The organism is Microvirga sp. 17 mud 1-3 (assembly GCF_003151255.1).
Taxonomy (GTDB): domain Bacteria; phylum Pseudomonadota; class Alphaproteobacteria; order Rhizobiales; family Beijerinckiaceae; genus Microvirga.
Genome location: NZ_CP029481.1, coordinates 719,152 through 745,593, shown reverse-complemented (window position 1 = coordinate 745,593; position 26,442 = coordinate 719,152). Strand labels below are relative to the sequence as shown.

General features: G+C 55.7%; 25 protein-coding genes and 1 pseudogene. 7 read left to right on the top strand and 19 right to left on the bottom strand.

Annotated elements, in window-relative coordinates:
* Positions 1–2,643, bottom strand: coding sequence for a hybrid sensor histidine kinase/response regulator (locus C4E04_RS03405; RefSeq protein WP_109594969.1), 2,643 nt, complete (start codon positions 2,641–2,643; stop codon positions 1–3).
* 78 nt (positions 2,644–2,721) lie between these two features.
* Complete coding sequence (locus tag C4E04_RS03400; RefSeq protein WP_109594966.1) at positions 2,722–4,416, bottom strand: methyl-accepting chemotaxis protein; 1,695 nt, start codon at positions 4,414–4,416, stop codon at positions 2,722–2,724.
* Positions 4,417–5,082: 666 nt separating this feature from the next.
* Between C4E04_RS03400 and C4E04_RS03395 the strand changes: the two genes are divergently transcribed.
* Positions 5,083–5,757 (top strand): response regulator transcription factor, encoded by a 675-nt coding sequence (locus tag C4E04_RS03395; protein ID WP_109594964.1) that lies wholly within the window; start codon positions 5,083–5,085, stop codon positions 5,755–5,757.
* Between the two features lie 193 nt (positions 5,758–5,950).
* Positions 5,951–6,577, top strand: a complete 627-nt coding sequence (locus C4E04_RS21705) for an AprI/Inh family metalloprotease inhibitor (protein ID WP_371682049.1) — start codon at positions 5,951–5,953, stop codon at positions 6,575–6,577.
* A 34-nt stretch (positions 6,578–6,611) separates the two neighbouring features.
* Here C4E04_RS21705 and C4E04_RS03385 read toward each other — a convergent pair.
* The 17 genes and pseudogenes from C4E04_RS03385 to C4E04_RS03305 form a co-directional block, all read right to left on the bottom strand.
* Positions 6,612–7,078, bottom strand: a pseudogene (locus C4E04_RS03385) (transglycosylase SLT domain-containing protein).
* 46 nt (positions 7,079–7,124) lie between these two features.
* Complete coding sequence (locus tag C4E04_RS20765; RefSeq protein ID WP_162559255.1) at positions 7,125–7,919, bottom strand: flagellar hook-length control protein FliK; 795 nt, start codon at positions 7,917–7,919, stop codon at positions 7,125–7,127.
* A gap of 491 nt (positions 7,920–8,410) precedes the next feature.
* Positions 8,411–9,622 (bottom strand): chemotaxis protein, encoded by a 1,212-nt coding sequence (locus tag C4E04_RS03375; protein WP_109594958.1) that lies wholly within the window; start codon positions 9,620–9,622, stop codon positions 8,411–8,413.
* Positions 9,622–10,830 carry a MotB family protein gene (locus C4E04_RS03370; protein ID WP_109594956.1) on the bottom strand — a complete coding sequence of 403 codons (1,209 nt, stop codon included), beginning with the start codon at positions 10,828–10,830 and terminating at the stop codon, positions 9,622–9,624. The genes C4E04_RS03375 and C4E04_RS03370 overlap by 1 nt, the downstream gene beginning before the upstream one ends.
* Before the next feature lie 2 nt (positions 10,831–10,832).
* On the bottom strand, positions 10,833–11,459 hold the full coding sequence (locus C4E04_RS03365; RefSeq protein ID WP_109594954.1) for a hypothetical protein: 627 nt from the start codon (positions 11,457–11,459) through the stop codon (positions 10,833–10,835).
* Complete coding sequence (gene fliF, locus C4E04_RS03360) at positions 11,459–13,096, bottom strand: flagellar basal-body MS-ring/collar protein FliF (protein WP_109594952.1); 1,638 nt, start codon at positions 13,094–13,096, stop codon at positions 11,459–11,461. The genes C4E04_RS03365 and fliF overlap by 1 nt, the downstream gene beginning before the upstream one ends.
* Positions 13,097–13,403: 307 nt before the next feature.
* Positions 13,404–14,141, bottom strand: coding sequence for a flagellar type III secretion system pore protein FliP (gene fliP, locus C4E04_RS03355; RefSeq protein ID WP_109594950.1), 738 nt, complete (start codon positions 14,139–14,141; stop codon positions 13,404–13,406).
* A gap of 93 nt (positions 14,142–14,234) precedes the next feature.
* Positions 14,235–14,726, bottom strand: coding sequence for a flagellar basal body-associated FliL family protein (locus tag C4E04_RS03350; RefSeq protein WP_109594948.1), 492 nt, complete (start codon positions 14,724–14,726; stop codon positions 14,235–14,237).
* A gap of 20 nt (positions 14,727–14,746) precedes the next feature.
* On the bottom strand, positions 14,747–15,442 hold the full coding sequence (flgH, locus tag C4E04_RS03345; protein ID WP_371682031.1) for a flagellar basal body L-ring protein FlgH: 696 nt from the start codon (positions 15,440–15,442) through the stop codon (positions 14,747–14,749).
* Positions 15,439–15,975: a MotE family protein gene (locus C4E04_RS21285; RefSeq protein ID WP_371682048.1), complete on the bottom strand. Its 537-nt coding sequence runs from the start codon at positions 15,973–15,975 to the stop codon at positions 15,439–15,441. Before C4E04_RS21285 ends, flgH begins: the two co-directional genes overlap by 4 nt.
* A gap of 80 nt (positions 15,976–16,055) precedes the next feature.
* Positions 16,056–17,153: a flagellar basal body P-ring protein FlgI gene (gene flgI / locus C4E04_RS03335; protein ID WP_109594946.1), complete on the bottom strand. Its 1,098-nt coding sequence runs from the start codon at positions 17,151–17,153 to the stop codon at positions 16,056–16,058.
* On the bottom strand, positions 17,153–17,614 hold the full coding sequence (flgA, locus tag C4E04_RS03330) for a flagellar basal body P-ring formation chaperone FlgA (protein WP_174219248.1): 462 nt from the start codon (positions 17,612–17,614) through the stop codon (positions 17,153–17,155). The genes flgI and flgA overlap by 1 nt, the downstream gene beginning before the upstream one ends.
* A gap of 30 nt (positions 17,615–17,644) precedes the next feature.
* A complete protein-coding gene (gene flgG / locus C4E04_RS03325) occupies positions 17,645–18,433 on the bottom strand; it encodes a flagellar basal-body rod protein FlgG (protein ID WP_109594942.1) in 789 nt (262 codons plus the stop codon).
* Between the two features lie 10 nt (positions 18,434–18,443).
* A complete protein-coding gene (locus tag C4E04_RS03320) occupies positions 18,444–18,770 on the bottom strand; it encodes a flagellar hook-basal body complex protein FliE (protein ID WP_109600729.1) in 327 nt (108 codons plus the stop codon).
* Positions 18,770–19,189 carry a flagellar basal body rod protein FlgC gene (gene flgC / locus C4E04_RS03315; RefSeq protein ID WP_109594940.1) on the bottom strand — a complete coding sequence of 140 codons (420 nt, stop codon included), beginning with the start codon at positions 19,187–19,189 and terminating at the stop codon, positions 18,770–18,772. The genes C4E04_RS03320 and flgC overlap by 1 nt, the downstream gene beginning before the upstream one ends.
* Positions 19,186–19,572 carry a flagellar basal body rod protein FlgB gene (flgB, locus tag C4E04_RS03310; protein ID WP_109594938.1) on the bottom strand — a complete coding sequence of 129 codons (387 nt, stop codon included), beginning with the start codon at positions 19,570–19,572 and terminating at the stop codon, positions 19,186–19,188. The genes flgC and flgB overlap by 4 nt, the downstream gene beginning before the upstream one ends.
* A 352-nt stretch (positions 19,573–19,924) precedes the next feature.
* Positions 19,925–20,971 carry a dipeptidase gene (locus C4E04_RS03305; RefSeq protein WP_109594936.1) on the bottom strand — a complete coding sequence of 349 codons (1,047 nt, stop codon included), beginning with the start codon at positions 20,969–20,971 and terminating at the stop codon, positions 19,925–19,927.
* A 394-nt stretch (positions 20,972–21,365) separates the two neighbouring features.
* Here C4E04_RS03305 and C4E04_RS03300 point away from each other — a divergent pair, with 394 nt between their 5' ends.
* Genes C4E04_RS03300 through C4E04_RS03280 form a run of 5 tightly spaced genes read left to right on the top strand, consistent with a single transcriptional unit; the run spans position 21,366 to position 26,437 of the window.
* A complete protein-coding gene (locus C4E04_RS03300; RefSeq protein WP_109594934.1) occupies positions 21,366–22,961 on the top strand; it encodes an ABC transporter substrate-binding protein in 1,596 nt (531 codons plus the stop codon).
* Positions 22,958–23,971 carry an ABC transporter permease gene (locus C4E04_RS03295; protein ID WP_109594931.1) on the top strand — a complete coding sequence of 338 codons (1,014 nt, stop codon included), beginning with the start codon at positions 22,958–22,960 and terminating at the stop codon, positions 23,969–23,971. The genes C4E04_RS03300 and C4E04_RS03295 overlap by 4 nt, the downstream gene beginning before the upstream one ends.
* Positions 23,968–24,870 carry an ABC transporter permease gene (locus C4E04_RS03290; RefSeq protein ID WP_109594929.1) on the top strand — a complete coding sequence of 301 codons (903 nt, stop codon included), beginning with the start codon at positions 23,968–23,970 and terminating at the stop codon, positions 24,868–24,870. Before C4E04_RS03295 ends, C4E04_RS03290 begins: the two co-directional genes overlap by 4 nt.
* Positions 24,870–25,700, top strand: coding sequence for an ABC transporter ATP-binding protein (locus C4E04_RS03285; RefSeq protein WP_109600727.1), 831 nt, complete (start codon positions 24,870–24,872; stop codon positions 25,698–25,700). Before C4E04_RS03290 ends, C4E04_RS03285 begins: the two co-directional genes overlap by 1 nt.
* Positions 25,697–26,437 carry an ABC transporter ATP-binding protein gene (locus C4E04_RS03280; RefSeq protein ID WP_109594927.1) on the top strand — a complete coding sequence of 247 codons (741 nt, stop codon included), beginning with the start codon at positions 25,697–25,699 and terminating at the stop codon, positions 26,435–26,437. Before C4E04_RS03285 ends, C4E04_RS03280 begins: the two co-directional genes overlap by 4 nt.
* Positions 26,438–26,442: the final 5 nt, after the last annotated feature.

Sequence of the window (26,442 nt, the reverse complement as noted above, 5' to 3'; positions counted from 1 at the left end):
TTATGCCGCCTCTTCAAGATTTTCCTGCAACTCGGATAGGGCTGCTATCAGGCCCCTTCGATCGAACTTTGCGACTAGCTCCGTCACCTGCAGCTTGTGTGCCTGGGCGATCTGCTTAGGATCGTTCTTCACCGTGAGACCGATCACAGGCAGATGCCCATAGCGTGTCGAGGAACGTAAGCTAGCAATTAACTCAAATCCGGAGCGGTCCGGCAGATCGAGTTCACTGATAAGGACATCAATCACCGGTCCGGACGATAGGGTCTGCAGAGCTTCAGCTGCGCTGGCTGCCGTATGGACCCTAAACCCAGACGCCTTGAGTACCGGCGATAGCATGTCCCTGAAGAAAGCTGAGCCATCGACCAGAAGGACGGACTTACTCTGCGCGCTCGTAGACGGATGAGCAGACCTCATCCATGCCTCCGCAACGAGCGGCAGATAATGGGCAACGTTTACGACCTCAGTGGCACGGCCGCGAATAACGGCTGAGCCGACGAGGTCGGAGCGATCGGCCACAAGTTCGATATCGAGCTTGTCCTCGACGATATCGACAATCTCGTCGACCGCCAGTCCCATCGCAAAATCGTCATCGGAGAAGACAACAAGAGCCTGCATGCCGTCTCGCCGTATCTCAAGATCGCTGTCAGAGGGGACAAGGGGCATGAGGCGTCCTCGGTACTGGACTAGAGGCCGGCCTCCGAGCCACTCGATAGTCGAAGCATCAATCTCCTCCAGGCGAGTTACGAGAGACAGAGGCACGGCCTTTAAACTCTCTCCACCACCCCGGAAAACTAGAAGCGTTGTCGTCTCCTCGGTTGCGACGCTTGACTGCTCAAAGGCCATATCACCCTGAAGCTGCCCGTCCTCGGTCCCTGAGCCGACCATTCGTGCTAAACCATTTGGGTCGACGATAAGGACGACCGCGCCATCGCCGAGAATGGTATTGCCAGAGAAGAGCTGGATATGTCGCAGCTTGGACGACATCGGTTTAACGACAATCTCTTCCGTATGGAACACGCCGTCGACAAGAATTCCAAATCTCTGTCTGCCGACCTGCGTGACGACAACGAAGCCCTCATTAACCTCCCCTTCGTCTGACACGTCCAAGACTTTTGAGAGCGGGATGATTGGCAGGAGCCGATCTCTCAAACGAAGCACAGGCGTCCCATTGATGCGCTCGATCGTATGCTCAGACCCCGGCGTGACACGAACCAGTTCAAGTACCGCAACCTGAGGGATTGCGTAGCGCTGATCTTTCGACGAGACGATTAAGGCTGCAACGATTGCCAAAGTGAGCGGAATCTTAATCGTGAAAGTCGTGCCATGGCCAGGCACTGAGCGAATATCGACTGTGCCACCAATCAGTTCGATATTGGTCTTGACAACGTCCATGCCGACGCCACGCCCCGAAACGGAAGTGACGGCGGCTGCGGTCGAGAAGCCCGGGTGGAAGATAAACTTGGCAACTTGAGCATCATTCATACGCTCAACTTCTGCCTCGGACGCGACGCCGCGCTCGACAGCCTTCCGGCGAATTGCCCCGAAGTTTAAACCCTTCCCATCGTCGGCAATTTCGATCGTGATCGTACCACCTTCGTGATAGGCATTCAGGCGGATTGTCCCGCGTTCGGGCTTGCCCGCGGCCTTTCGCTCAAGAGGAGACTCAATGCCATGGTCCGCTGAGTTCCTCACCATATGCGTGAGGGGATCCTTAATCACCTCCAGGACTTGGCGATCAAGCTCCGTGTCAGCCCCCTGCATGACAAGCTCGATCTTTTTCGAAAGTTCTGCAGAGAGATCGCGTACGACACGTGGCAGCTTCTGCCAGGCGTTCCCGATGGGCTGCATCCGCGTCCGCATCACGCCTTCCTGCAACTCGGCAGTAACGTGAGAGAGACGCTGCAGTGGAACCTTATAGCTACCGTCATCGACGCGACGAGATATCTCAAGGAGCTGGTTTCGAGTCAGAACCAACTCCGAGACCATTGTCATGAGATGCTCGAGCGTGTCGACATTCACACGAATGGTCTGAACTTTAGCCGCGACTGCCTCTCCGTTCTCCTCCGAAGCCGCTGCGGTCGCAGCACTCTCGCTCGCCTGGACTGGGGTTACCTCCTTTTTGGGAACTTCTGGGCCGGGTGCCTCCCGAAATGCACGCTCCAGCTCATCAAGCGGCACTTCACCTGGAAGTAGAGCTCTTTCGAGGACCTGATATGCCAGCGTTCCAACGCTGGTTCCACTCTCCCGCACAGGCGCCGTCGATGTCTGCGCATCCGCAGCCATAGCTTCAAGCGCTTCGATCAGGTCGTTGTCTGATCCTTCAGGTTCAGCGGCATGCTTTTCCAGCTCAGCGAGGATGTCCTTAATACGGTCGAGAGTCGACAGGATGAGCGACACTGCCGGCGTGGTGACAGGCATGCCGTCCCGGAATTTGCCCATCAGGGTCTCGGCCGCGTGGGCCAATGCTTCTAGCCTAGGCAGGCCGAGGAAGCCGCAGGTTCCTTTAATCGTATGCACAAGCCGAAATATGTTGCTCAGAATAGCCTTATTGTTCGGGTCTTGCTCAAAGCGCACCAGTTCTACGTCGACAGTGTCGAGGTGTTCTGCCGTCTCTGTTAGAAACTCACGCAGAAGATCGTCCATCAGAGCTACTCACATACGATATTACTAGGAGAACCATTAAGCGGGGGATTGAAACAGGCCTCCGCCTCTGGCTTGTTTTTAAGCGGCCTGAACACCGGAGAGGAAGTCCTCGACCTCTCGGCCAAGGCTCTCCGAGTGTCGCGCGAGTTCTTGCGCGGCTGATAGAACTTGCGAAGCCGCAGATCCGGTTTCACTCGCCCCTTGGCGCACCTCGCCGATATTGCTCGTCACCATTTCTGTGCCACGCGCAGCTTCCTGCACGTTCCTCGAGATCTCCTGAGTGGCAGCGCCCTGCTCTTCCATCGCAGCTGCAATGGATGTGGAGATCTGAGACATCTCGGCAATCGTTTGGGCAATCTGTTGGATCGCACCTACGGCTTCTTCTGTTGCCTGCTGGACGGCATTGATTTGATGCGAGATCTCATCCGTCGCCCTGGATGTCTGGTTTGCTAGCTCCTTGACCTCGCTCGCGACAACCGCAAACCCTTTACCTGCCTCGCCCGCACGCGCAGCTTCGATCGTTGCATTGAGAGCCAGAAGGTTTGTTTGAGAGGCGATATTATTAATTAGCGCGATGACGTTTCCGATCTTCTCCGCCGAGACCGCTAGTGTCTGTACGGTGTTGTTCGTACGCTGTGCATCAAGAACGGCCCGCTCGGCAATTTGCGATGACTGAGAGACTTGACTTGCAATCTCACGGATAGAGATCGACAACTCTTCAGTCGCAGCTGCAACGGTTTGAACGTTCGCGAAGGTCTCTTCGGCAGCGCTTGAGACGCTAGTGGATTGATCTGTTGTGCGATCAGCCACGTGGGTCATCGTCTGCGCTGTCGACTCCATCTGTGTCGCAGCCGCCGCGAGGCTTTGGGTTAGCGCAGATACCTTTTGATCAAACTGCCTGGTAAGTTGGTCCAGGAGCTGGGCGCGACGCATTTTAGTGTCGTTCTCGACTTCTTGCTCTACTGCCAGACGCTTTGCCTCTTCGGCATTGTCCTTAAACACCTGTAGCGCACGGGCGAGCTGACCGATCTCGTCTTTGCGATCAGCGCCAGCAACGGCAACCGTTAGATCTCCGTCCGCCAATCGTGACATCGCGGCTGTCATTCCGGACAGAGGGCGGACAATCCCAAAGATAATGATGGAACCCAGAAGCACCAGCGCGACAGAGATTCCAACGACCGCAGAGGCAATAAGAATGGTGGAAGTTTGACGTGCAAGATCCATTGCCTCATTGCGGGACTGCTCGAGTTTTTTGGAGCTTGCATCAACCAGGGCTGCGAGCTCTTCTCGGACTTTGATCCGCATATCCTGCCCTTCGCCATTAGAGATCTTCATGGCAGCATCGTCCATGTATCCCTTTAGGCCGTGGGTGACGCTCTGGTCGGATAGTGCGAAATAGCCGAGGATCGTATCTTTTACTTTGTCGTAAGCCGCACGATCATCGTCGGGCCCGAGCGACTTCATCAGTTTATCGAGCTCTGCCAGTGCTTCCTGTTTCGTTTCTTCGTAGCGCTGGCCGTAGACGCCGCGACCCTCGACGTTACGGTCTCCGAGAATGCTCTTCTCATGTATAGTGACTTGATTGATCTTAGAGTCGAGCGCCATCACCATTCTGAGATGAGCTACGTCGACCTCGATAACTTCCTGCGTATCAGCGGCCAGACGATCGAGCTCGGCTCTAGCAAGAGCAACAAGGCCAATCGCAATAACGACGAAGATTGCAACCGGTATGGCAATCTTCGTCATAACCCTTAGCTTGTTGAGAAGGCGCATCTCAAGCTCCGATCCACGAAACGGGCAATTTCATGGCAAAGAAATAACAATCCCCGTCTCTATAAAAAGTTAAGGTTTCCAATAGTCGCCGGTCTAACGTAAGAAATCGCGAAATTGATACTTAGTTTCAAAATTGCTCGCTAGACATCTCTTATAGGATCCTTAGGCGTAACGCAGCTTCCCCTTCGTCCACATCGCTCCTTTTCACAGAGAGTCAAACTTCGGCTCTCACTTCTTCAGTCACTTAGGGTCTACTGATCCCTAACCTGCCTGGGGAGTGAGAGCCTAAGGTCGTGCAAAGCTCTGTGATTAGGAGCGGCCTTGTGTGTTGCCGCTTGGACTATTTTTTGCGCGTGGACGTTGCTGTTGGCGGGGTTGCCTTTGGGCGCGGCCGTATGACCTGCCTGCAACACTCGGAGAGAAGCACCGGCCCAACTCCAAGCCGCACGCCTTTGTCATTGACGCAACGGCGCCCACCCGGCATTTATCAATAATCCTACTGATTCGGGGGGCCAGAGCGGTCCAACCAAGCACACTCGCCCACCAGCAGTAGTAAAACGTAAAAGTAAAAAAGTCGTTGCTCAGGCGTTCACCGCCAGCAACTCGCGATATCATCGCGCGTACCTGCGTTCGACTATAAACTGCATAGGCCGGGGGGCTTCTATCATGTACATCGTCGTCGATGAACGACAGATGGTGACGGCTGCGTACGTCGCTGGCTTCGATCGCGAAGGCGTTTCCTCGCTCGGGCTCATCGCCGGCGAGTTCAAGGACTGGCTCACAGCCGCCTCCAGCACCGATCTCGATGCCATTCAGGGCTTCCTGCTCGGCGAGTTCCAGGAGCGCATCGCCTGCGCCGAGGCCATTCGCCGCCATTCCCGGGCGCCGATCATCGCCTTGAGCGAAATCCGCTCCCTCGAGCAGACCCTGGCGCTGTTCACCGCCAAGTTCGACGATGTGGTGCGCAAGCCTGTGCATGTGCGCGAGATCCTGGCCCGCTCCGAGGCCATCTGGCGCCGGGTCAACGGCTCCAGCCAGGCCGGGCCGGCGGCAACGGAGCGCCTGAAGGTGTATTTCGACGGGCGCGATCCTGAGATCGACGGCACCAGCCTGCCGCTGCCCCGCCGCGAGCGGCATATTCTCGAATATCTGGTGCGCAACAAGGGCCGGCGCCTGACCAAGACCCAGATCTTCAACGCCATCTATGGCATCTATTCCAACGATGTCGAGGAGAGCGTGATTGAGGGGCATGTCAGCAAGCTGCGCAAGAAGCTGCGCGCCCGCCTCGGCTACGATCCCATCGAGGCAAAACGATACATCGGATATACCTTCGTCGGCTGATCAATATGTGGGACTTCGAACTTCACCACTGGCAGATTTTTACTTCGACAAGGCTGTGGCAGCCTCCCAGCAGTCGGAAAATCTATATGCGGAAACAATCCTCCTCATTCTACACCGTCAAGCCTGAAGATCTCATTCCGTGATAGTGCGCACGTCCCTAGTTATTCCCTGCCTGTTTATTTTGTCGGGCTGCATGGGAGCCGGCACTCCCTACACTTCTCCATGGGCGCCGGCTGAGTATTGGGACCGTTCGTTGTCATTGTACTCAAGTCCGTGGAACGCACCGCTTCCGGAGCCGGCCGAGCCGCCGCCTTACCTTATCCCGTCAGAGGTGGTGCCACGAAAGTCCGAGGCACAGGTGCCACTTGAACCGGTAGGCCCTTGGGTGTCTCGCCATGCGGCTTTACCGAGCAAATCGGTTAGTGTTTTACACGAGCCGGTTCCGATGCATGCCGAAGCGTCTTCCCCTTCGGCCCCAGCCCTGCCCCCACAAGGGCCGGATGCCACTACGGACGCAATCAGACCGCAGTCGAGTATCGGACCCCAGCCCGTCAGCGTCGCCTCTTTATCGGGAAGGTGGATGCTTCGGCTCGGCCGGGACACATGTCAGATCCAACTATCTACGTCGTCAACGCTTGACCTTTACAAGGCCTCCACAAGTCGCTGCAATGACGCCAGATTGCGGGACGTCAACACTTGGGCGCTACGGGGCGAATCGCTTGAGCTTTATTCAAAAGGGCGCGTGATCGTCCATCTAGAGCCAAACGGCTCCGCATATGGCGGGCGCATCGAGAACCGTGATCTATCAATGACGCGCTGATTTCAGCAGAGCGGCGTCACCGCCCCAACCGTCTTTATTGACAGAAGGTCTGAGCCGCGGGTGTCCATTGTCCGAAGCCAGTCGCGACCATGTTCGTTATGACGCGACAAACATACTGCTTCTGAGCTGGGTCATTGTTAGGGCCCGCATGATAGCGAGCGACGGCCATCGTCCAACTGCCTTCTCTCAATCGTAATTGCTTCAGGTACTCAGCCGCGTACTCGACATTCTCTCGGGGCTCAGCATGCTCTCGAGGGAATCGAACCTTTCCCTGTGATAGTAGTGATTGATCTGCATACATCCCAGGTCGATGAGCTTGGCACCAGTGCGTCGCGCCTCTTCGAAACGTCGTAAGGCATCACTGGCGCTTTGGGCGAAGTAAGCGCGCCCTTCGATGTTCATGGCATATGGCTGAAGAGAGCCACGATTACCTGTCTCAGCTAAACCCACAGCGTAAAGCATTCCAAGAGGAACACCATGCTTTGAAGCAGCCCGTATCATCTCGCGCTCGCAGGCATTGTTGGAGGCCCGAGCTTCCGACACAAAGCTAGAGATAGATACCGCCAGAATGACCTTCAGCAGCCCGCTCGCTTTCCCCATTGCCTCGCACTCGATGTTTCAGCTCATCCATATCGACCGAAGATTGCCTTGCGCTGCCATGTTGTCCAGCCTGCCCCTGTTGAGAGCCTCCGGACTGCGGCTGGGATGCCCATGAATCATTCCCACGGGCCGCGCTCTCCTGCTGCAGCATCTCGGTTCGCATCGTATGAACCGTCACAATATCGGCCCGATATCCCGATGTTCGAAGCAAGCCCGAAAGCTTCTCGACATCCTTGCGTAGGAGATCGGCTGTCTCCTCGTTGTGCGCATGAAGCTCCATCTCGATCTGGTCCCCTGACAAGCGCATCTTGACTGTCACAACACCGAGTTCAACGGGATGAAGCTGGACGTTTAGAACTCTTAGAGCATTCTCCGAGGGCTTCAGGACGATGTTCGTAGAAGTGGGGCTGACCCCAACGACATCCTGTTCCTGTTGCGCAGAAGAATTGATGGCTTCCTTTGCGATCGCACTCGTCAGCTGTTGAAAGAGCGTCTCCCCGGTTGAAGTCCCAAGATCGATTCCGGAGGATTTTACTGCCGAGGAACTCACTCTAGTGTTGCTCACGGCTTGTTCGGCATCAGGATGGGTTCGGGATGCGCCGTCGGCTTCATCACCGGACCCTGCGACAAGAGACGCAAAATGATTGCCGGGACTAGTCTCATCAGCCCTTTGATGGGGATTCTGAGGGAGATTATTCCCTAGCACAGGCTTGAAATGAGCCTCCTGATGAAGGACGCTCACCTTGAGCGATGAGATCCCTTCGATACCTTGGCCTTCTCTGGCACTGCTACCTTGACCTTTTCCTATGTTACCCTCGGGGCCTGATCCATAAGTGGCGGCAGAGGGAGTTGCATACACAGTCGAGGCCTGCTGCGACTGTACCAGAAGAGGGATAATGCCTTGGACTAACGCCTCGGCATACCCTTCTGGTCCGGACGACGAAGCGTCCGCCAGAGGCAGTCCCGGATCCGTTATTAGGTTCGGGTGTTTCTCAGTCGACGCCCTCTGGTCAGCCCGTGGGTCCTTGCCCCCCGGCGCAGCAGAGTTCGCTCGCAGAAGTATATCTGGGCCCCCTTCTTTTGCCGATAAGGCATTCAGAAGAGTACCGAAGCTTGCCCCTGCGCCCTCGCCTGCGTCTCCCTCCGTGGCCCCGGCGTGGATCATCCCAGCCTTGTGAGGCTGCGCCTCAGTCTTCCTAGTTAGGTTTTGGGCCAGGAATTCCAATGTCGTCATCAGTTTCCCTTCCGAACGAGCTTATCAATCTGACCAAGAACTTCCTGCGCACGCGATATCGTGGGGGTAGGCGCTTGAGCGGGGCTGTCCACATCCTTCGGAGGCAGAGAAGGCAAAGTATTGGCTGCAGCAGCAACTGCCTCGCCAGGGCTTTTGCGAATGTATGTCGCCATTGACAGCGCTGAATCCAGCAACGCCATATCAGTCGCCTCGAGAATAGAGCGATCAACGCTTCCTAGCTGGCGAGCAGCCTCTTCAAACCCTTGACGCGTGACGATCAGAGCGGCAGCTCTATAAAGTTGAGCTCTGTTGGCGCTAAGCTTGTCCCTTGACGAAAGCTCAGCCGCTTTATCCGAGGCGAGAATTGCAGCCTGGGTTTGTCCCTGACTGACAGCCGCACGAGCAACTAGGAGATATAGTTCAAGCTGCCCTGCTGGCTCCAGTTCACTTAGCATCGCCACAAGCCTGGAGAAGAAGCCCGGATCACGGGTGAACTCAAGTCGCATGAGTGCTGCAGCAAAGCGCTGTCTGAAGTTTCCTGCATAAACGGAGTACCGGAATCGCCTCAGGTACTGCCGCGACAGGAAATCGAATTTCTTCGTATCGCCAGCTTGACTGACCACGAAGATCTCTCTTCTTAGGGCCGCCTCTTCCACGAGAGTGCCCGGAAGCTGAAGTCGCGCAAAGTCCAGCAATATGATTGATTTAGACGGATCGTCACGAACATGAAGAGCCGCCTGCACCAATGCGACCTGGCCCGATATGGTAGGAGGGAGCGTATTTGGATCGATATCACCAAGGATCTTTTGTGCCTCTTCCTCCCGACCCTCTACGTAAGCCAGCGCCCCTTTCACAAGCGCATCGTCCCGTGGCTCTCGTCCCTCTATTGGAAGGATCTTCTTGAGCACATCGGGCCGACCTCCACTGAGAACATAGGTTACAGCCGCCCTCGTATTCTTTGGTTCCCGCCAAACTGACGGGTCCATGGACGTGAGCTTCTCATCGATCCGCGTCAACAGGGCTCTTTGAGCAACATGTGCATTAGTTGAACCAGAGGCAATTTGATCCTGCAAAATCTGGAGTGTTCGCACAAGTTCAACCGGCGATGCACCTGGTTCCAATGTGTTCAGATTCTGCTGCGCCACAGCAGAAGACATCCCTGCGGATAGAACCGCGAAAAACGCCAGTACTGAACGCCGAAGAGCCAGCACTACGACCCCTCCTGCAGGAGTATCTCGATCCGTCTGTTCTCAGCCGCATTAGCATCGGAGGAGTTTCTTAAGCTCCTGTCCGCATGTCCCTCCACTCGGGCAATCCGCGCTTCGTCAATCCCTCCACGGATAAGCATGTAAGCCGCCATGTGTGCGCGCGCCGTCGACAAACGCCAGTTGTCATAGGTTGCTGACTTGAACGGGCGCCCGTCTGTATGGCCGCGAATGACGATCTTGCCCGGTCGACTGCTGATAACCTTCGCGATCTTCTCCATGGCACGGACTACTTTTGGCTGAGGCTCAGCCGAGCCTACCGCAAACATGCTGAAATTAAGATCATCCGTGACACTAATAAGGACCCCTTCATTAGTCCGGCTGACCTCAACCTTCGGTGCCTGTTCCGATCTTGAGGTTGGAACCGCTTTCTGAATCTCAGCCTTGATTTCCGTCTCCAGCCCCGCCTTGTCAGCAACTTGTAGCGAGGTTGCCTTTTCGGAAGGAGCGACCTTGTCGGCAGAGGGCGCGGGCACCCCGGGGCCCATGCCCCTATCCATACTCGCCGCATCGATCTGCGCCTTGGAAGATGGCGCTAGCGCGTCAATGAGTCCTTCTTCTGGCGCGGGCGGCATCGTTCCTGGAGTTCCAGGCGTCTTCGTCTTGGCCTTTGGCATAGGGGCAACCTGCCAATAGAGCGGATCAAAGGGGTCACGATATGCTTCGCCACCGTTCATACCTGGATCGCCAGATTCGCCAAGGGGACTGTCTGCTCCTAAGGTATCACGCGCCTGGTCCTGCTCGCCTTCAGTCGCCAATTTTGCCAGCACTGCATAGGGGTCCTGGAACAGGGCCCCTTCTTCAAAGCGAGACTTTTTGGTTTGCGGGGCACGCCCCCCCTTGTCGTCAGCAGCCCCCTTCTGGGTTGTTGTCTTGCTGCTCCCCTCCTTCGTCTCATGAGAGTCATTTTTAGGGTCGTTTAGCCCTTTGCGATCAGTTGTGCTTTCAGCCAGCTTTAAGGGATTGAAGTAATTCGAAATTGTAGACCGCGTTTCGTTATCGGTCACGCTGATGAGCCACATGACGAGGAAAAACGCCATCATGGCTGTCATAAAGTCAGCATGAGCGATCTTCCAAACCCCGCCTTTGTGGCTCTCTTCCTCAACCTCATAGCGGCGGACGATGATAATTTCCTGCTTATCGGAATCGGACATATTTAAACTCCCTTCAAGGGTTCAGATAGCCGACCCAGCCAAGCACTTAATCGCGTTTCGATAATGGTCTCGTCAGCGACAATTCGAAAATCAGATTCCTGATTGCGAAGATATTTTATGGAATCGCTCGGGACATTGAGGCGCGGCTCAAGCTCGGATATGAGATCAGCCGATGCCGCAATCGTAACAGACGTTGCATTCCCACGAGCGAGCAATGCATCGAGAGTGGACGCAAGCTCGCTTAGAACCTTTTCACGAAGCGTAGCGCCAAGGAAGGGAATTAAAATCTTAGCGACCTTGTCGCTGACTTTCTCCTCAATGATTTTCAGGCCGGTCGTCAGCTCTGCGGAGAGCTTCTCAGCCTCCTCTCGCGCCCAACGTTCCCGCTCTACGCGAAGGCGATCTTCTGCTGCGGCGCGCTCAGCAGCTAAAGTCACCTCAAGTGTGCGCTCAGCCGTCTGTCTTTCCTCATTACGGACGCGCAGTTCCGCGGCCCTGATTAGTTCCTCCTGAATGTTTCGAGCTTCTTCATGAGGTGTAACAATGAGGCTCGCCTGGACCGGTCGCGGCTTTTCGCCTCCGTTCCCCAAGTCGAATTCCATTAAGTAGTCAGCGATCGAGACTGCCACTATGCCGCCTCTTGAATCAGCCATTGCTTGAGAATGGATACAGCATGCTCTTCGTCATACTCAATCAATTGCTCAAGCTTCTTCTGAGGCGAGCGGCTCAACTTTCCGGTAAGGTCTTCAATCAGGTTAGGCACGGTCTCGGCCGACTCAATTTGTGCATTGGCCTCCGCAAGTATGGATTCAGCATTCTCTAGTGCCGGCGTTTCGCTCGCAAAGGCCTTCTCAGCTTCAGACCTTGCGAGGATTGCGGTCACAGCCGGACGCAGGCCGAACCAAATCAAGAGTGTTGTGACAACCAAGATCGTCAGGGCATTGATGACATTTCCAAACTGGCGCATAAGAACATCCGCGAATCCGAGCGCCGGCGTCGGCTCCATCATGCGGCCGTCGTCGACAAACCCGACAGCAGCAACCTTAATCTGATCACCCCGTCCTTTTTCGAATCCTGCCGCGGACGAGACAAGCTGCTCGATCTCAGTTATCTTTGCATCAATGGCTGCTTGATCTGCGCTTTCCCCACCTGAGAGAGAAGACAAGCGGCTCTTATTAACCAGAACAGCAACCGATAGATTCTTGATTGCATATCCGTCACTCACAGTTTGGATTGTCTTGGAAGAGATTTCGTAGTTCGTCAGCTCTTCACGACGCTGATTATCCTCGCTGGAGCTTTCTCCACCCTCTGCCCTTACTCTTTCCTCAGGCAGATTCTGCTGGACAGTCGCAGGCTTCTGATTGGCACGATTCTGCGAGACCTCAGTCTCTCTAACGGTTCTAATTGAACGCTCGACCTTAGACTCAGGATTAAAGATGGTCTCGTTGATGCTGGTTTTATCGGTATTCAAGCGTGCCGCGACACTGACCTCAAAATTTCCAAGGCCCAAATAGGGGGTCAGGGTCCGGCGGATATTCTCCTGTATCTCGCGGCCAACATTTCGCTCCAGACTTGCCATTCGTCCCGTTGAGGCATTCGCTCCGTCGTCTCCCGACATGAGGAGCATTCCGTCTGTATTAAGAACGGTGACGCGATCGGCTTTCATGCCGGGTATGGCGGAGGCTACAAGATGTCTAATAGCCTGCGCTGAACCCATATCATCTGCTGGCTCTGTACGAACGACGACCGAGGCAGATGCAGGCTGCTGGTCGCGGCGAAAGGACCCTCGATCTGGCAAAACGATATGGACACGAGCAGCCTTAACGCCCTTCATGGTTTGGATCGTGCGGGCGATCTCACCCTCCAGCGCCCTCACGCGGGTGACTTCCTGCATAAACGAAGTCAGACCGAGCGATCCCAGGTCGTTGAATAGCTCGTATCCAGACTTCGAGCTCTGGGGCAGACCTTTCTCGGCAAGAAGCATCCGAGCCTGCGCCGTATGTCCATATCGAACCAGAACCGACGTTCCGTCGGAGCTAACATCGAAAGGAATTCCGGCATCCTTCAGGACGGCACCGATGCGGCTGACGTCTTCACGCTCTAAGCCGACATACAGAGCTTCCTGGGCAGGGCGACTCAAATAGTACGCGCCGATGCCAACGCCCAGGAAAACGGCTAGCCCGATCAGTCCGAGCGCAGCTAGACGACGCGCTCCAAGCTCAAGAATATTCGTCCAGAGTTTTTCAGCGTGCTGACGACCGGTCATTCAATGGCTCGATATATAAAGCGTCTAATGTCGCGGCAATTTCACTATTCAACCTTGTGTGGAGATTGCGCAGGCGAGAAGCGGTCACCCTACGCAGGATCTACAAAGGACGGCTATGCGCGATACCGGCGCTCTGTGTACGCAAGGGCTGAGACCGCATTGCTCGCAAAAAAGGGTTATGCGATGCCGGCAGCGCGTTACAATCCAGCGGGGATCGACTTGCCGGCATAAGTGTGTGCGACCTTCTCGTCGAATTTGATCAGCACATTGCGAGTGACAACCTGCTGAACCCGGTCAGCACAGATGCTCAGAAGTAGGATCGAACGAGGCCGCTGATCAATAGATTCCAGCCGTCGATCAGCAGAAAGAACAGAATTTTAAAAGGTAGAGATAGGACTGTCGGCGGCATCATCATCATGCCCATAGACATTACAAGCGTTGCGACGATCATATCAATTACAAGGAAGGGAAGAGCGATGAGGAAGCCGATCTCGAAGCCACGCCTTAATTCTGAAATCATGAAGGCCGGAATGATGACCCTTAGATCGACCTTCGCGCCCTCTTCTCCTTTAGGAAAATTTATCGCTGCCATATCGCTGAACGTCTGCAAATCTTTTGGTCGAACATGAGAGAGCATGAAGTCGCGGAAGGGATCGGCGACACGCGCGAAAGCCTCTGCTTCTGTTATTTTATTCTCCGTCAGAGGCCGAACGCCCTCGTTCCATGCGCGATCAAAGGTTGGCGCCATGACGTAGAACGTCATGAACAATGACAAACTGATAAGGAAGAGGTTGGCCGGCGTGCTTTGAAGTCCTAGGCCTGACCTTAAAAAGGACAGGGCCACCACAAACCGTGTAAAGCTAGTCACCATGATGAGGAGGCCCGGTGCAAGCGAAAGGACGGTAAGTAGTGCGATGATCTGAACAATCCGCCCGCTCGCAGCTCCATCGCCTGGGGGCAGAAGGGCGTCCAAGCCCGGAACTTGGGCAATCGCCGCAGTCGCAAATGTCGAAAAAGCGGCGATGAAAAGTAGTCTCAATTTCATTATCTATCAGACCATTATAGCATGAACTATATTATCAATGACGTGCGCTAGGTCGTGGAAACTCGACGTGACGTTATGTTTGATTGGGCTGCCTCATTGCACAACAAGAGTTTCTACGATGAGCTCTCGGACCAGCCCTTTGGTCCGCAAGGCAACGCGCTCGTTCAGATCCTCTCGAAGATGCTGGAGACCGCTGGCGCCCTGGATCTGTGATACAGAAAGAGTCCTAAGATAGGCTAGAATATCTTGCCTAATTTCCGCGACAGCAACATCAGGGTTCTGCAAGGCCCCATTCGTGAAGATGATAGAGGATTCGAGGCGTATCCAAGTGTCGTCTCCGTTGGCGAGGTTCGTGACGACGGGCAAGATTGCTTTGGACGTCAGCTCTCCTGAATATGCGAGGGTTGGGGCCTTCTTACCCTCCTCACCCTTTTTCTTTTCATCGACGGCCTTTTCGACCTTTGAAACAAGATACAAGCCAAAGGCTCCTCCGGTTCCTGCGGCAAGGAGGCTAAGGACTGTCAGTATTACAAGCCAGCTTCCTCGCTCTCCTGAGGCAGGAAGTCCTAATTTCTTCCGCTTCATAAGATATCTCCCACGCTCGTTCAGAACGGCGTGATCGCGTCATAGACTTGTTGCCCCCAGGCTGGCTGCTGGACGTCCGTGATGCGCCCTCGCCCACCGTAGGATATTCGCGCCTCGGCAATCTTTTCGTAGCTGATCGTATTTTTCCGAGAGACATCGTTCGGGCGAACGATGCCCGCGATGTTCAGAACGCGAACCTCAAAATTGACGCGCACCTCCTGGGAGCCACTGATGATGAGATTTCCATTCGGTAGAACCTCAGTCACGACCGCTGCGACTGACAATCTAAGCTTCTCTGATCGATCAATTGATCCCTGGCCCTCGGTGGATGATCCCGAACGAATGTCTCCGCTCCCGGAGTAGTCCCCAGTGTTCCCATTGAAGCCATACTTGGCCCCGAAGCCCAGATTGATTTTGGAACTGCGCGACCGATCGCTCGCGTTGTCAAACTGGGCTTTGTCGTTGATCTGAATGCTGACCGTGATGACGTCGCCTACCTTTTTTGCTCGCGGATCCTGAAAGAGATCGGCGCTGTTTTGCGTCCAGAGCGAATAGTGAGACGTTCTGGCGGCGGCTCCGAACACCGTTGGAACCGGTTCTCTTGCAACGGTGAGACCATATCCAACAGGCGTCATTGCCGGCTCACGGCCAAGTTCACTCGATGCGCAGGCTCCCAGAGAGAGTGCGATCACAGAGAGGGAGATATATCTCATCATGACTTTTCGCTCTCCTGAGAACGCTTCGCAGCATCAGTAAGTACACCGGTCAGCTGGGCTGCGCGGGCAGGCTCCATCTCATTAAGAACGGCGCTTGCATTTCTAGGGCTTAGTTTTGCCAGTATGGCAGCGGCAGCTTCATCGTGCATATTGGCGAGTTGGAGCGCGGCAGCATCAGGGCGCATTCTGGTATAGATTGCCACGACCGTTTCATCAGCCTTCGCAAGGAACTCATTGCGCTTGCGTAGCCATTCCTCGTATTCGGCTCTTTTTCCCTCGAGAACCTTGATTCTGCCCTCAATTTCCTTCTCGAGAGCCGTCAGAGTTTCCTTCTGCCAGGCATATCGGGCATCTGCCGCGGCATCCGCAATGTTAGCGCAGTATGGGTTCTGCTTCGGTTCTTTTATAGCTTCCGCCTTCGGCAAACTGTTTGCCGCCTGCGTCGACTTCTCTTGAGCGATACTCGCTCCTTGCGATCCTAGAATAAGGCCTGTGGCGAGAAGGAGCTGAAACGGGAGCGAGAAAGTCTTCATAAGATCACGATCCATTTTCACGGTATCAGCCACCGTTCGTTTGGCAACGGCATCGCACCAGCCAATGGGTCCAGACGGAGTCATTGCACGATCAGGTCGGCTTGCAGAGCGCCTGCAGTCTTCACGGCTTGCAGGATCGCGATAATGTCCGTCGGCTTGAGGCCAATCTGGTTCAGCCCCTTGACAAGCGTCTGAAGATCCGAACCGCCAATCACCGCAAGGTGAGCATCGGGCTCGCTTGCCGTAATTTGTGTTCGAGGAACAACTGTCGTACGCCCGTTCGAGAACGGCTCAGGCTGTGACACAAGAGGTGTTTCGGTCACGCGCACTGTTAAATTTCCGTGTGTCATCGCAACCGTCGAAATCTGCACATTTTTGCCGATGACAACCGTTCCCGTTCTCTGGTCCACGACAACACGGGCGGGGGTATCAGGCTGCACACGCAAATCCCCCAGTTCCGCGATAAATCGCGTCGTGCCGATATCACGCGGCTTGTTCAGAGCGACTGTCCGGAAGTCACGCGGTGTTGCGACACGCTTTCCATAACGCCCCAGCGCATATGCGTTAATCGCGTCGGTCACTAAGGTGGCTGTTTTGTAGTCAGGATTCTTCAACTCCAGCACCAGGGTGGACATTTCCCTCATTGCCCCGGGCACCTCTCTTTCAATGAGGGCACCGTTCGGTATCCGACCTGCAGTGGCAACACCTTGTGTCAGGCTCTCCGCTTGTCCGGTTGCATTGAAACCTGAAACCGCGACAGGGCCTTGCGCTACCGCATAGACCTGTCCGTCTCCGCCCATGAGGGACGTCAGCATCAGTGTGCCGCCTTTGAGGGATGTTGCATCACCAAGAGACGTGACCGTGACGTCAATTCGCGACCCTGTGCCAATGAAGGGAGGCAGATCCGCTGTCACTGCAACAGCCGCTACATTCCTGGTCCGAAGAGGCATATCCCGGACATTCACTCCCATCCGGTCAAGCATTGATTGGAGAGACTGTTCAGTGAACTGGGAGTTCCTAAGGGTGTCACCTGTTCCCTGAAGGCCCATGACGAGTCCGTATCCGACAAGCTGGTTATCGCGGACGCCTTGAACAGAGGCGATATCCTTGATGCGTGTCGACGCGCTTGCGAAGCACGGCATCAGAAGGGCGAGGAGAACAACAGCCAGGAATCTCATCAGCGTACACCGATGCGCACTGTTCCGTCAGCCTGAACGACACCAAGAATAATTCTTCCGGTATCAACGTTGCGAACGCGGATCTGCTCTCCCAAACTACCTGACTGCAGGGGTGATCCTATGGCAGAGATGGTTAGGCCGTCTTCCTGAAAAATGATCTGCGTTGTCGATCCACGCGTCACCAACTGAGCGTCATCAACAGCATTGGTTGGGATTGCCTCTCCGGGAAGCAGCGTCCTCCTTGCAACTTTCCCAATAAGCTGGACGGGTGTCTCAATGACTGCGGCGCGGGAACGGAATGTCGAGAGAAAGCTCCTCTCCTTGAGCATCGACTCTTTGATTGTATCCCCAGGATAGATCGTTACAGCGGGCACAGGCAGGATGATACTTTGAGCATTCGCATGGGAAGCGATACCGGCAGCAAAGATAGCAACCAGCATGACTAACAAGGATTTCTTCATCGCACGCTCCATTGTTGCCGATATGCTAATTTAGCGGATGCCCTTAGAGACCGTGCCAGCCATGTCGTCAGCGGCCTGAATAACCTTGGAGTTCATTTCGTAGGCTCTCTGAGCCGAAATGAGATTTGTGATTTCCTTCACTGGGTCGACATTTGAGCTTTCCAAGTATCCCTGATGGACGCTTCCAAAACCTTCATTGTTCGGAAAACCGGCAACAGCCGCACCTGAAGCAGGCGTTTCACGGTAATAATTACTTCCGATCGGCTCCAAGCCAGAATCGTTCGCAAAGTTGGCCAGTTCGATTCTTCCGAGCTCTACCGGATCGACCTCTCCACTGACTTTGGCGAACACTCGCCCATCCTGGTTGATCGAAATGTCGGTCGTGTTCTGGGGGACAGGATTGAGGCCGGGAAGCGCATATCCTTCAAGCGTGACAATGGCGCCGGTGTCACTCTTGTTGAAGGATCCAGCACGCGTATAGATGACTTCGCCGTTCGGCCCTTGCACCTGAAACCAGCCGCGACCGTTCAAGGCAACGTCAAGCTGGTTCGTCGTGTTAGTCAAGGGCCCCTGACGATGCAGATTGCGAATTGCCGCCGTTCTCACGCCGAGACCCAGCATGGCACCTTCCGGAAGAGGTGTCTCGCCACCCTGATTGGGAATGCCTTGAAGGCGCTCCGCCTGATAAAGCAGGTCGGTGAACTCGGCGCGCGCCCCTTTAAAGGCCGTTGTGTTTACGTTCGATATGTTATTGGCAATGACTTCAACATTGAGCTGCTGAGCGTTCATGCCTGTTGCAGCGATTGCGAGTGCTCTCATAGCCGTTTCCTCAGATCGCCATACGCGAGATTTCTTGATAGGCTGCGACAACCTTGTCTCTGATCGCGATTGCGGTCTGCAAGGCCTGCTCAGCCGACATTACTGCCTCAACAACTTGCTGGACTGAGGCTTTTCCCTGGATGCCCGCGATCGCGGCCGATTCTCCAGCGCGCAGGGTCTGAGCAGCATTTGAGGCAACCTGCACCATGATGTCGCCAAAATCGACACTCTGGGAAGGAGCTGCGGGGGCAAGCCTTGTTGCCTGGACGGCACGCGTTGAGGAGAGGGTGTTCGCCTTATCGATGGCCGAAGTAATCGATGAAATTGCTTCGAGCATCATGCACCTCTCAGGAGATCGATGAGGCTTGAAATCATGGAGCGTGTCTGCTTCATCATTTGAAGATTGGCTTCGTAGGACCGATTGGCTTCCCGCATATCGGCCATTTCAACGAGCATGTTCACGTTCGGCATCTTGACGTAACCGTTTTCGTCGGCGGCGGGATTGCCGGGATCATACTCCACTCGGAAGGGGGCCTGATCGATACCGATTTCCTTAACTTTCACGGACGCTGTATCGAGAGCGCGATCGAGCTCGCTTCTGAAAGTAATTGTCTTGCGAGCGTAAGGATCGGATCCCGCTGTTTTCCCAGTCGACTGAGCATTGGCAATATTCTCGGAAACGATACGGAGGCGCATGGACTGCGCTTCAAGCCCTGCTCCAGCCAATCGCGATGAGGCCTGTAAAGGATCGATCATTGCCCTGACCTCGTGCTGGCCAGCAACATTCTATGGAATGATTTCACGATGCTAGTATTGAGCGAGTATTCCCGGCTGATCTCACCGGCTTTCATCATCTCTTGCTCGACACTCACGGAGTTTCCAGAATGCATGACATCCCAGCTATCGATTTTCTTGACCTTCGCCGGCTTTGCGTGAACAGCATCGAACCCAAGATGACCTTTATCGGTTGCAGCCATCGTCAGCTGCGTCTGGTCGAAGACCTTCGAGAAGGGCTCGACGTCCTTGGCCTTGAAGCCCGGCGTATTTGCGTTAGCGATGTTGCTCGAGATCGTTGCTTGCCGAACCGCAAGCCATTGCGCCTGTCTCGAGGCGACATCGAAAAGATAGATATCCCCCACTGAGACCTCCGATACGGGTATCCTGAGGGTCTGGGTAAGCCAACAATCTTGCCCCAGGCTGACCCCTAGAGGCGATGTTCTCCGAAATTTGGTCTGCTTTCACGAGGAGGGCTGTTGAATAGGGCAGAGGTCCACCTCTGTGGGGGATCTGATCTCGGACCTAGAAGACCGGCCAAGTTAATCAGGGAGGCTCGCCTCTCTTGGAGGACATCCGTGTGGACGAGGCGCCCTGCCGAGCCCGATGCCGAACCTAACCTTTCTACGGCGCGCCTTCAGACCAGGCTCGCCCCTGTATCAGGTTGCAGTATTAGGATTCTCTTGCAATCGTCGGATGCCTGACCGAGGCAATGCTTTAGGCGCCCCAGGTTCTTTCCAAGACGCCAATCCAATTCTCATGGCAGATCTTTCGCATCGCCTCTTCATTATACCCTTTATCTTTCAAGCACTTGACGAGATCCGGCAGATGACCGGCATCGGCCAGCCCCTGCGGGACCGTAGTTCCGTCGAAGTCGGACCCGAGGCCAACACGGTCGATCCCAATGCGGTCGACGAGATAATCGACATGACGTACGAGTTCCTCGAGTTTCGTGTCCGGATCTTTGCGGCCGTCGGCGCGAATGAACATTGTGCCGAAGTTCACACCAACCAGACCATCCGAGTCTCGTATCGCGTCCAGCTGGCGATCGGTCAAATTGCGCGAATGCGGTGAGAGGGCATAGACATTGGAGTGGCTTGCCACGAGCGGGGCACTCGAAAGTCTGACGACATCCCAGAACCCCTGCTCATTAAGGTGCGAGAGATCAATCATGATCCTCATGCGATTGCAGGCCTTCACCAGCTCGCACCCGATTTCGGTCAGGCCCGGTCCAATGTCGGCCGTGGAGGGGAAACGAAACGGAACGCCATAACCAAAAATGTTCGGCCGACTCCAAACTGGCCCTATGGAACGCAACCCCGCTTGATAGAGCACGTCGAGCATCTTCAGTTCAGGGTCGATCATCTCGGCTCCCTCCACGTGGAGAACGGCCGCCAGAGCCTCGCTTTCCATGGCGATACGAATATCCCGGCCACTGCGACAGATCTTTACCCGCCCGTCGGATGCATGCTCTATCCGAGCGAGCAGCGACATCAACTCAATAGTCGCGGCCTGTGCCTCTTCGAGAGAGGGCGACAGGGCCTCCGGCTTTCCATCGCTCCCGACACCATTGGCCGAAGATGGAATGAAGATAGCGAAAAGACCACCAGCAAAGCCGCCTGATTTGGCGCGCGGAAGATCTAAATGACCCATCCCTCCCCCGTTAAGGAACACAAGCTCAGCAGATTTATCGCCTGCCCGCCAGAGGCGCAGCAATACATCGTTATGTCCATCAAAGACTGGGATGAGTGTTTCAGGTGTCATGGGTTCGAGCTCGCGAGCAAGGCGTTCTGCCTCAGGGACATTCCGTGTAGATTTTCATTGAGTGGTTCGGCCAATTCTAATTCCGACGGATGTCATGCTCGACTTGCATAAGAGCTATCGAGGTGGCCTTTGATGCACTTCCTGCATAAGGAATGCCATTTTCCGAATTTGTCAGGCAAAAGCTACACCGTGTACGTTCCTCGGCTCAGGCAGATGACCTTGGAGTGCGGATTCTTTGTCGAAACCCTATGGATCCAAGCGAGACATAGGAACGCGGTTTCAAGGTTGTCCAAACCAGACATACAGAGGAAGGCCATCCATCGGAACGATAGGTTGCCTCCGCTGACAACAAGGGCCAAGAGCCCAATCTTCCTGAACAGAGGTGATGACAGGGATGTTTAATCGGCGCACATTTCTCGCGGGCTCCGCAGCCGCGTCATTCTTCAGCTACTCGGCGCTGTCTGCCGCGTTTGGAGACACTCCGAAGGACATCCTTGTCGTCGCGCAGCAGCTCGACAACATGACTAGTCTCGATCCTCACGAGAGCTTTGAGGCCGTGGGGAGCGAGATCAGTAGCAACTGCTATCAGAAACTGGTCAAGCCTAGCCTGGACAAACCCTCCGAAATCGTCGGCGATCTAGCAGAATCCTGGGAGCCGGCCGCCGATGGCAAGTCCATTACCTTCCGACTGCGCAAGGATGCAAAGTTCGCAAGCGGCCAGCCTGTAACCGCTGAGGACGCGGCCTTTTCGCTGCAGCGCGCTGTGATCATGAACAAGGGTCCGGCCTTCATCATTAACCAGTTTGGTTTCACGAAGGACAATGCGGCTGAGCGCATTAAGGCCCGCGATGCCAATACCTTGGTGCTAACACTGGAAGAGCCAACCTCTCCATCTTTCCTTCTTTACTGCCTCTCTGCCAATGTTGGCAGCGTTGTCGAGAAGAAGGTGGCTGTCGAAAAGGCGCAGGGCGACGATCTCGGCAACGGCTGGTTGCGTCAGAATACGGCCGGATCCGGTGAGTGGGTGCTTCGTTCCTGGAAGCCGAGCGAGAGCATCATGCTCGATGCCAATCCCACCCGCCAGAAAGGCAATGTCAAGCGGATCATCCTCCGCCACATTGTCGACCCGTCCGCGCAACTCCTGATGCTTCAAAAGGGCGATGCAGATGTTGCGCGCAATCTGACGACCGAGCAGCTCCGCACACTTCAGGGCGACGCCAACTACAATCTGGTCCGGAAGGGAGTGGCCTCGCTCATGGTCATCTCCATGAATCAGAAGAGCTCCAACCTTGCAAAGCCGCAGGTCTGGCAGGCTATCAAATGGGCCCTCGACTACCAGGGCATTCAGAAGAATATCGTGCCCCTGACGCACACGGTGCATCAGAGCATGGTTCCAGGGGGCTTCCCGGGCGCGATCGACGATAAGCCCTACCAGAAGGATCTGGCGAAGGCGAAGGCACTGATGGCGGAGGCTGGACTGGCAGAGGGCTTTGAGGTGACCATGGACCACTACTCTGCCCAGCCCTATCCGGACATCGCCCAAACCATCCAGGCGAACCTCGCCGAGATTGGGATTCGTGTTAAGCTAATGGCTGCAGAGAACCGCCAGGTCCTGACCAAAATGCGCGCTCGCCAGCATGAGCTCATCCTGACCGCATGGGGCTCCGACTATTTCGACCCGAATACCAATGTGGAAGCTTTCTGCGTTAACACGGACAACGGCGACGACGCCCGCAACCGCACGCTTGCCTGGCGTTCGTCATGGCAGGACAAGCAGATGTCGGAGCGCTCTGTGGAAGCTCTTAAGGAGCGCGACCCTGCCAAGCGTATTGCTCTCTACGAAAAGCTCCAGCGCGACCACATGGCCAACAGCCCCTTCGCGATCATGATGCAGGCCGTTACAACGGCCGCCTGCCGCAAAAACGTCTCTGGGGTGCGCCTGGGCACACTCTCTGACACTCACTCCTATGCGGGGGCCAGCAAGGCGTGAAGAAGCGACTTAGCGCGCTGGCGGGTCTTCTCGCCAGCGTTTCTCTCACTCTCATCGGGCTCGTGATCATCACCTTCTTAATCGGGCGTGTTATGCCCATCGACCCGGTACTCGCCGCGGTTGGGGACAACGCCCCTCAGGAGGTCGTCGAAAGAGTTCGCCAGGAAATGGGTCTGGACCAGCCAATCCTGCAGCAGTTCCTTTATTTTCTAGGACAACTGCTGCATGGCGACCTTGGTCGATCAATCCTGACAAGGAATCTCGTTACTAGCGACATTGCCCGCTATTTTCCGGCAACATTGGAGCTTGCCACAGCAGCGATCATCGTCGCAGCTCTGATCGGAATTCCTCTAGGGGTCTGGGCTGCCGTCCGGCAAGGCACATGGATTGATCAAGCAATCCGTGTCGTCTGTCTTGCCGGCCACTCAGTTCCTGTCTTCGTCTTGGCTCTAATCTCGCTTCTCGTCTTCTATGCAGTTCTCGGGATTGCACCAGGCCCTGGGCGGCAGGACATCATATTCCAGGATATGGTGCCCCATGTAACCGGCCTTCTGACGATCGACGCCTTGATTGCCGGGGACTGGGACGCGTTCTGGGATGCTCTGGCCCATATGGTGCAGCCCGTCTGTATTCTGGCCTATTTCAGCATGGCGTATATCACACGCATGACGCGCGCCTTCATGCTGGATGCCTTGCATGGCGAATACGTCATCACTGCACGAGCGAAGGGCCTATCGCCGGCGACAGTGATTTGGATACATGCCTTTCCAAACGTCGGCGTTCAGCTCGTTACCGTGCTAGCCCTAACCTATGCAGGCCTTTTGGAAGGCGCGGTCGTCACCGAGACGGTCTTTAGTTGGCCAGGTCTCGGGCAGTACCTCACTGTTTCCCTTATGAACGCCGATATGAACCCGGTAATCGGTGCCACTCTGCTGGTCGGCTTGGTTTATGTCGGCCTTAATCTGCTGGCAGACGCTCTCTATCGGCAGCTGGACCCGCGTGTCAGATGAGTACAGTCCTTTCTCGCGAATGGTTGCTGGCGGAAACGCCGGCCTCCCGAACCCAGGCCGCCTGGGGCCGACGCTACCGTGCATGGCTCGACCTGCGATCAAATCCATTGGCGATGATAGGCCTCATAATCATTGTGGCCTTCATCGCTTTGTCCCTAGCAGCCCCGCTACTTGCGACATATGATCCCGGTGCACAGGACCTAACGAATCGCCTCGCCCGCCCCTCAGCGGCACATTGGCTGGGCACGGACGAGCTCGGTCGCGATATCTACTCCCGTATCCTCTATGGCGGCCGGGTGACACTCGGCATGGTGATCGCAGTGGTTGTCCTGGTGGCACCGCTGGGTCTCGCCATAGGATGCATCGCTGGCTATGCAGGCGGCATTGTCGACCGGATGCTGATGCGCGTAACCGACGTTTTTCTGGCCTTTCCTCGCCTCATCCTGGCCCTGGCCTTCGTGGCCGCCCTAAAGCCGGGTGTGGAGAGCGCAATCCTAGCAATCGCGTTGACGGCTTGGCCTCCTTACGCGCGCCTTGCTAGAGCCGAGACCTTGACCGTGCGCAACAGCGATTTCATCGCTGCCTGCCGTCTGACGGGTGCTCCATCAGGACGCATCGTGCTCCGGCATGTAGCTCCGTTGTGCGTTCCGAGCCTCATCGTGCGCATCACACTGGATATGAGCTCCATCATTATCACGGCCGCGAGCCTCGGCTTTCTCGGCATGGGTGCCCAGCCGCCCTCACCCGAATGGGGAGCAATGATCGCGACTACCAAGCGTTTTATCTTCGAGCAATGGTGGGTTCCCACCATTCCTGGACTTGCCATATTCCTGGCCTCCCTAGCCTTCAATTTCTTGGGGGATGGCCTTCGTGATGTTCTCGATCCGAAGCAACGATGATGCTGGTCGATATCAAAAATCTCCGGGTGTCTTTCAAGACCCGAACAGGCACCTTCGAGGCGGTGCGCGGCATTTCACTCTCTCTTGGCACCGAGAAGCTTGGAATCGTGGGGGAGAGCGGCTCGGGCAAGTCGCTCACGGCACGCGCCTTGATGCGCCTGCTTCCACAGAGCGCAACCATTACGGCGGACCGCCTCTCCTTCGATGGCATGGACATCGTGAAGGCCGACGAGCGTGCCATGCGCCGCATCCGCGGCAAACGGGTTGGGTTCATCCTTCAAGATCCGAAATACTCGCTCAACCCCGTCATGACGATCGGCCGGCAAGTGGCAGAGGCATGGCGAACCCACAAAGGTGGCGGGCGCAAGGAAGTTAGGGACGCCGCCGTCGACCTCCTCGACCAAGTGCGGATCCGAGAGCCGCGCCGCGTCTACGACCTTTATCCACATGAGGTGTCGGGAGGCATGGGCCAGCGCATTATGATCGCCATGATGCTGGCGCCTGACCCGTCGCTGTTGATTGCCGACGAGCCGACGAGTGCTCTGGATGCGACTGTTCAGGCGGAGATTCTGCGTCTCATGGAGGATCTCGTGTCCCGTCGCGGCATGGGTCTGATCCTCATCAGTCACGATCTCCCCCTCGTTTCTCATTTCTGCGACCGTGTTGCGGTCATGTATACGGGACGCATCGTGGAGGAGCTTGCAGCAGGCAGCCTCAGTCAAGCCAAGCATCCTTACACGCGGGGCCTGCTCAACTGCCTGCCCTCTCTTGCTCATCCCAAATCGCGTTTGCCGGTTTTGAGCCGCGACGCCGCATGGCTTCAATCATGATCGACGTTAACCAGCTTCGCGTCCGCTTTGGCGACAACGAGGTCGTGAAGGGGATCTCTTTCCAGGTTAAGACCGGAGACAGCTTTGGGATCGTCGGAGAGAGCGGTTCGGGCAAGTCAACCGTTCTTCGTGCCCTTGCTGGTCTGAACTCCGAATGGTCTGGACACATCACGATCGACGGAAAGGTCATGCGCCCGCGCCGTGACAAATCATTCTTCCGTAAAACCCAGATGGTGTTTCAGGATCCTTACGGCTCCTTGCATCCCCGCCAGACAATTGATCGCATTCTGAGCGAGCCTCTTCTGGTACATGGGATCGGCGACATCGATCGACGTATAGACACGGTGCTGGCTGAGGTTGCATTGCCGGGCACAGTGCGCTTCCGCTATCCGCATCAACTCTCCGGAGGGCAACGTCAACGTGTTGCAATTGCAAGAGCGCTGATTGCAGAGCCGGAGGTCCTCCTTCTCGATGAACCTACCAGTGCGCTGGATGTATCTGTCCAGGCGGAAATCCTAAACCTCCTCGCGGATCTGCGCGAGAGACGACATTTGACGTATGTCCTCGTCAGCCACAACCTCGCGGTTATTGCACATCTGTGTCCTCGGATTGGAGTTATGATCGGCGGAGAGATGGTCGAGCAGCTGAGTTCTGAGGATCTGCGGGCTGGCAGGACTCGCCATCCGCATACGGCTCAATTGCGCGCTCTGAGCATCGACCTCGAAGAAGCTGCCTAATCCGC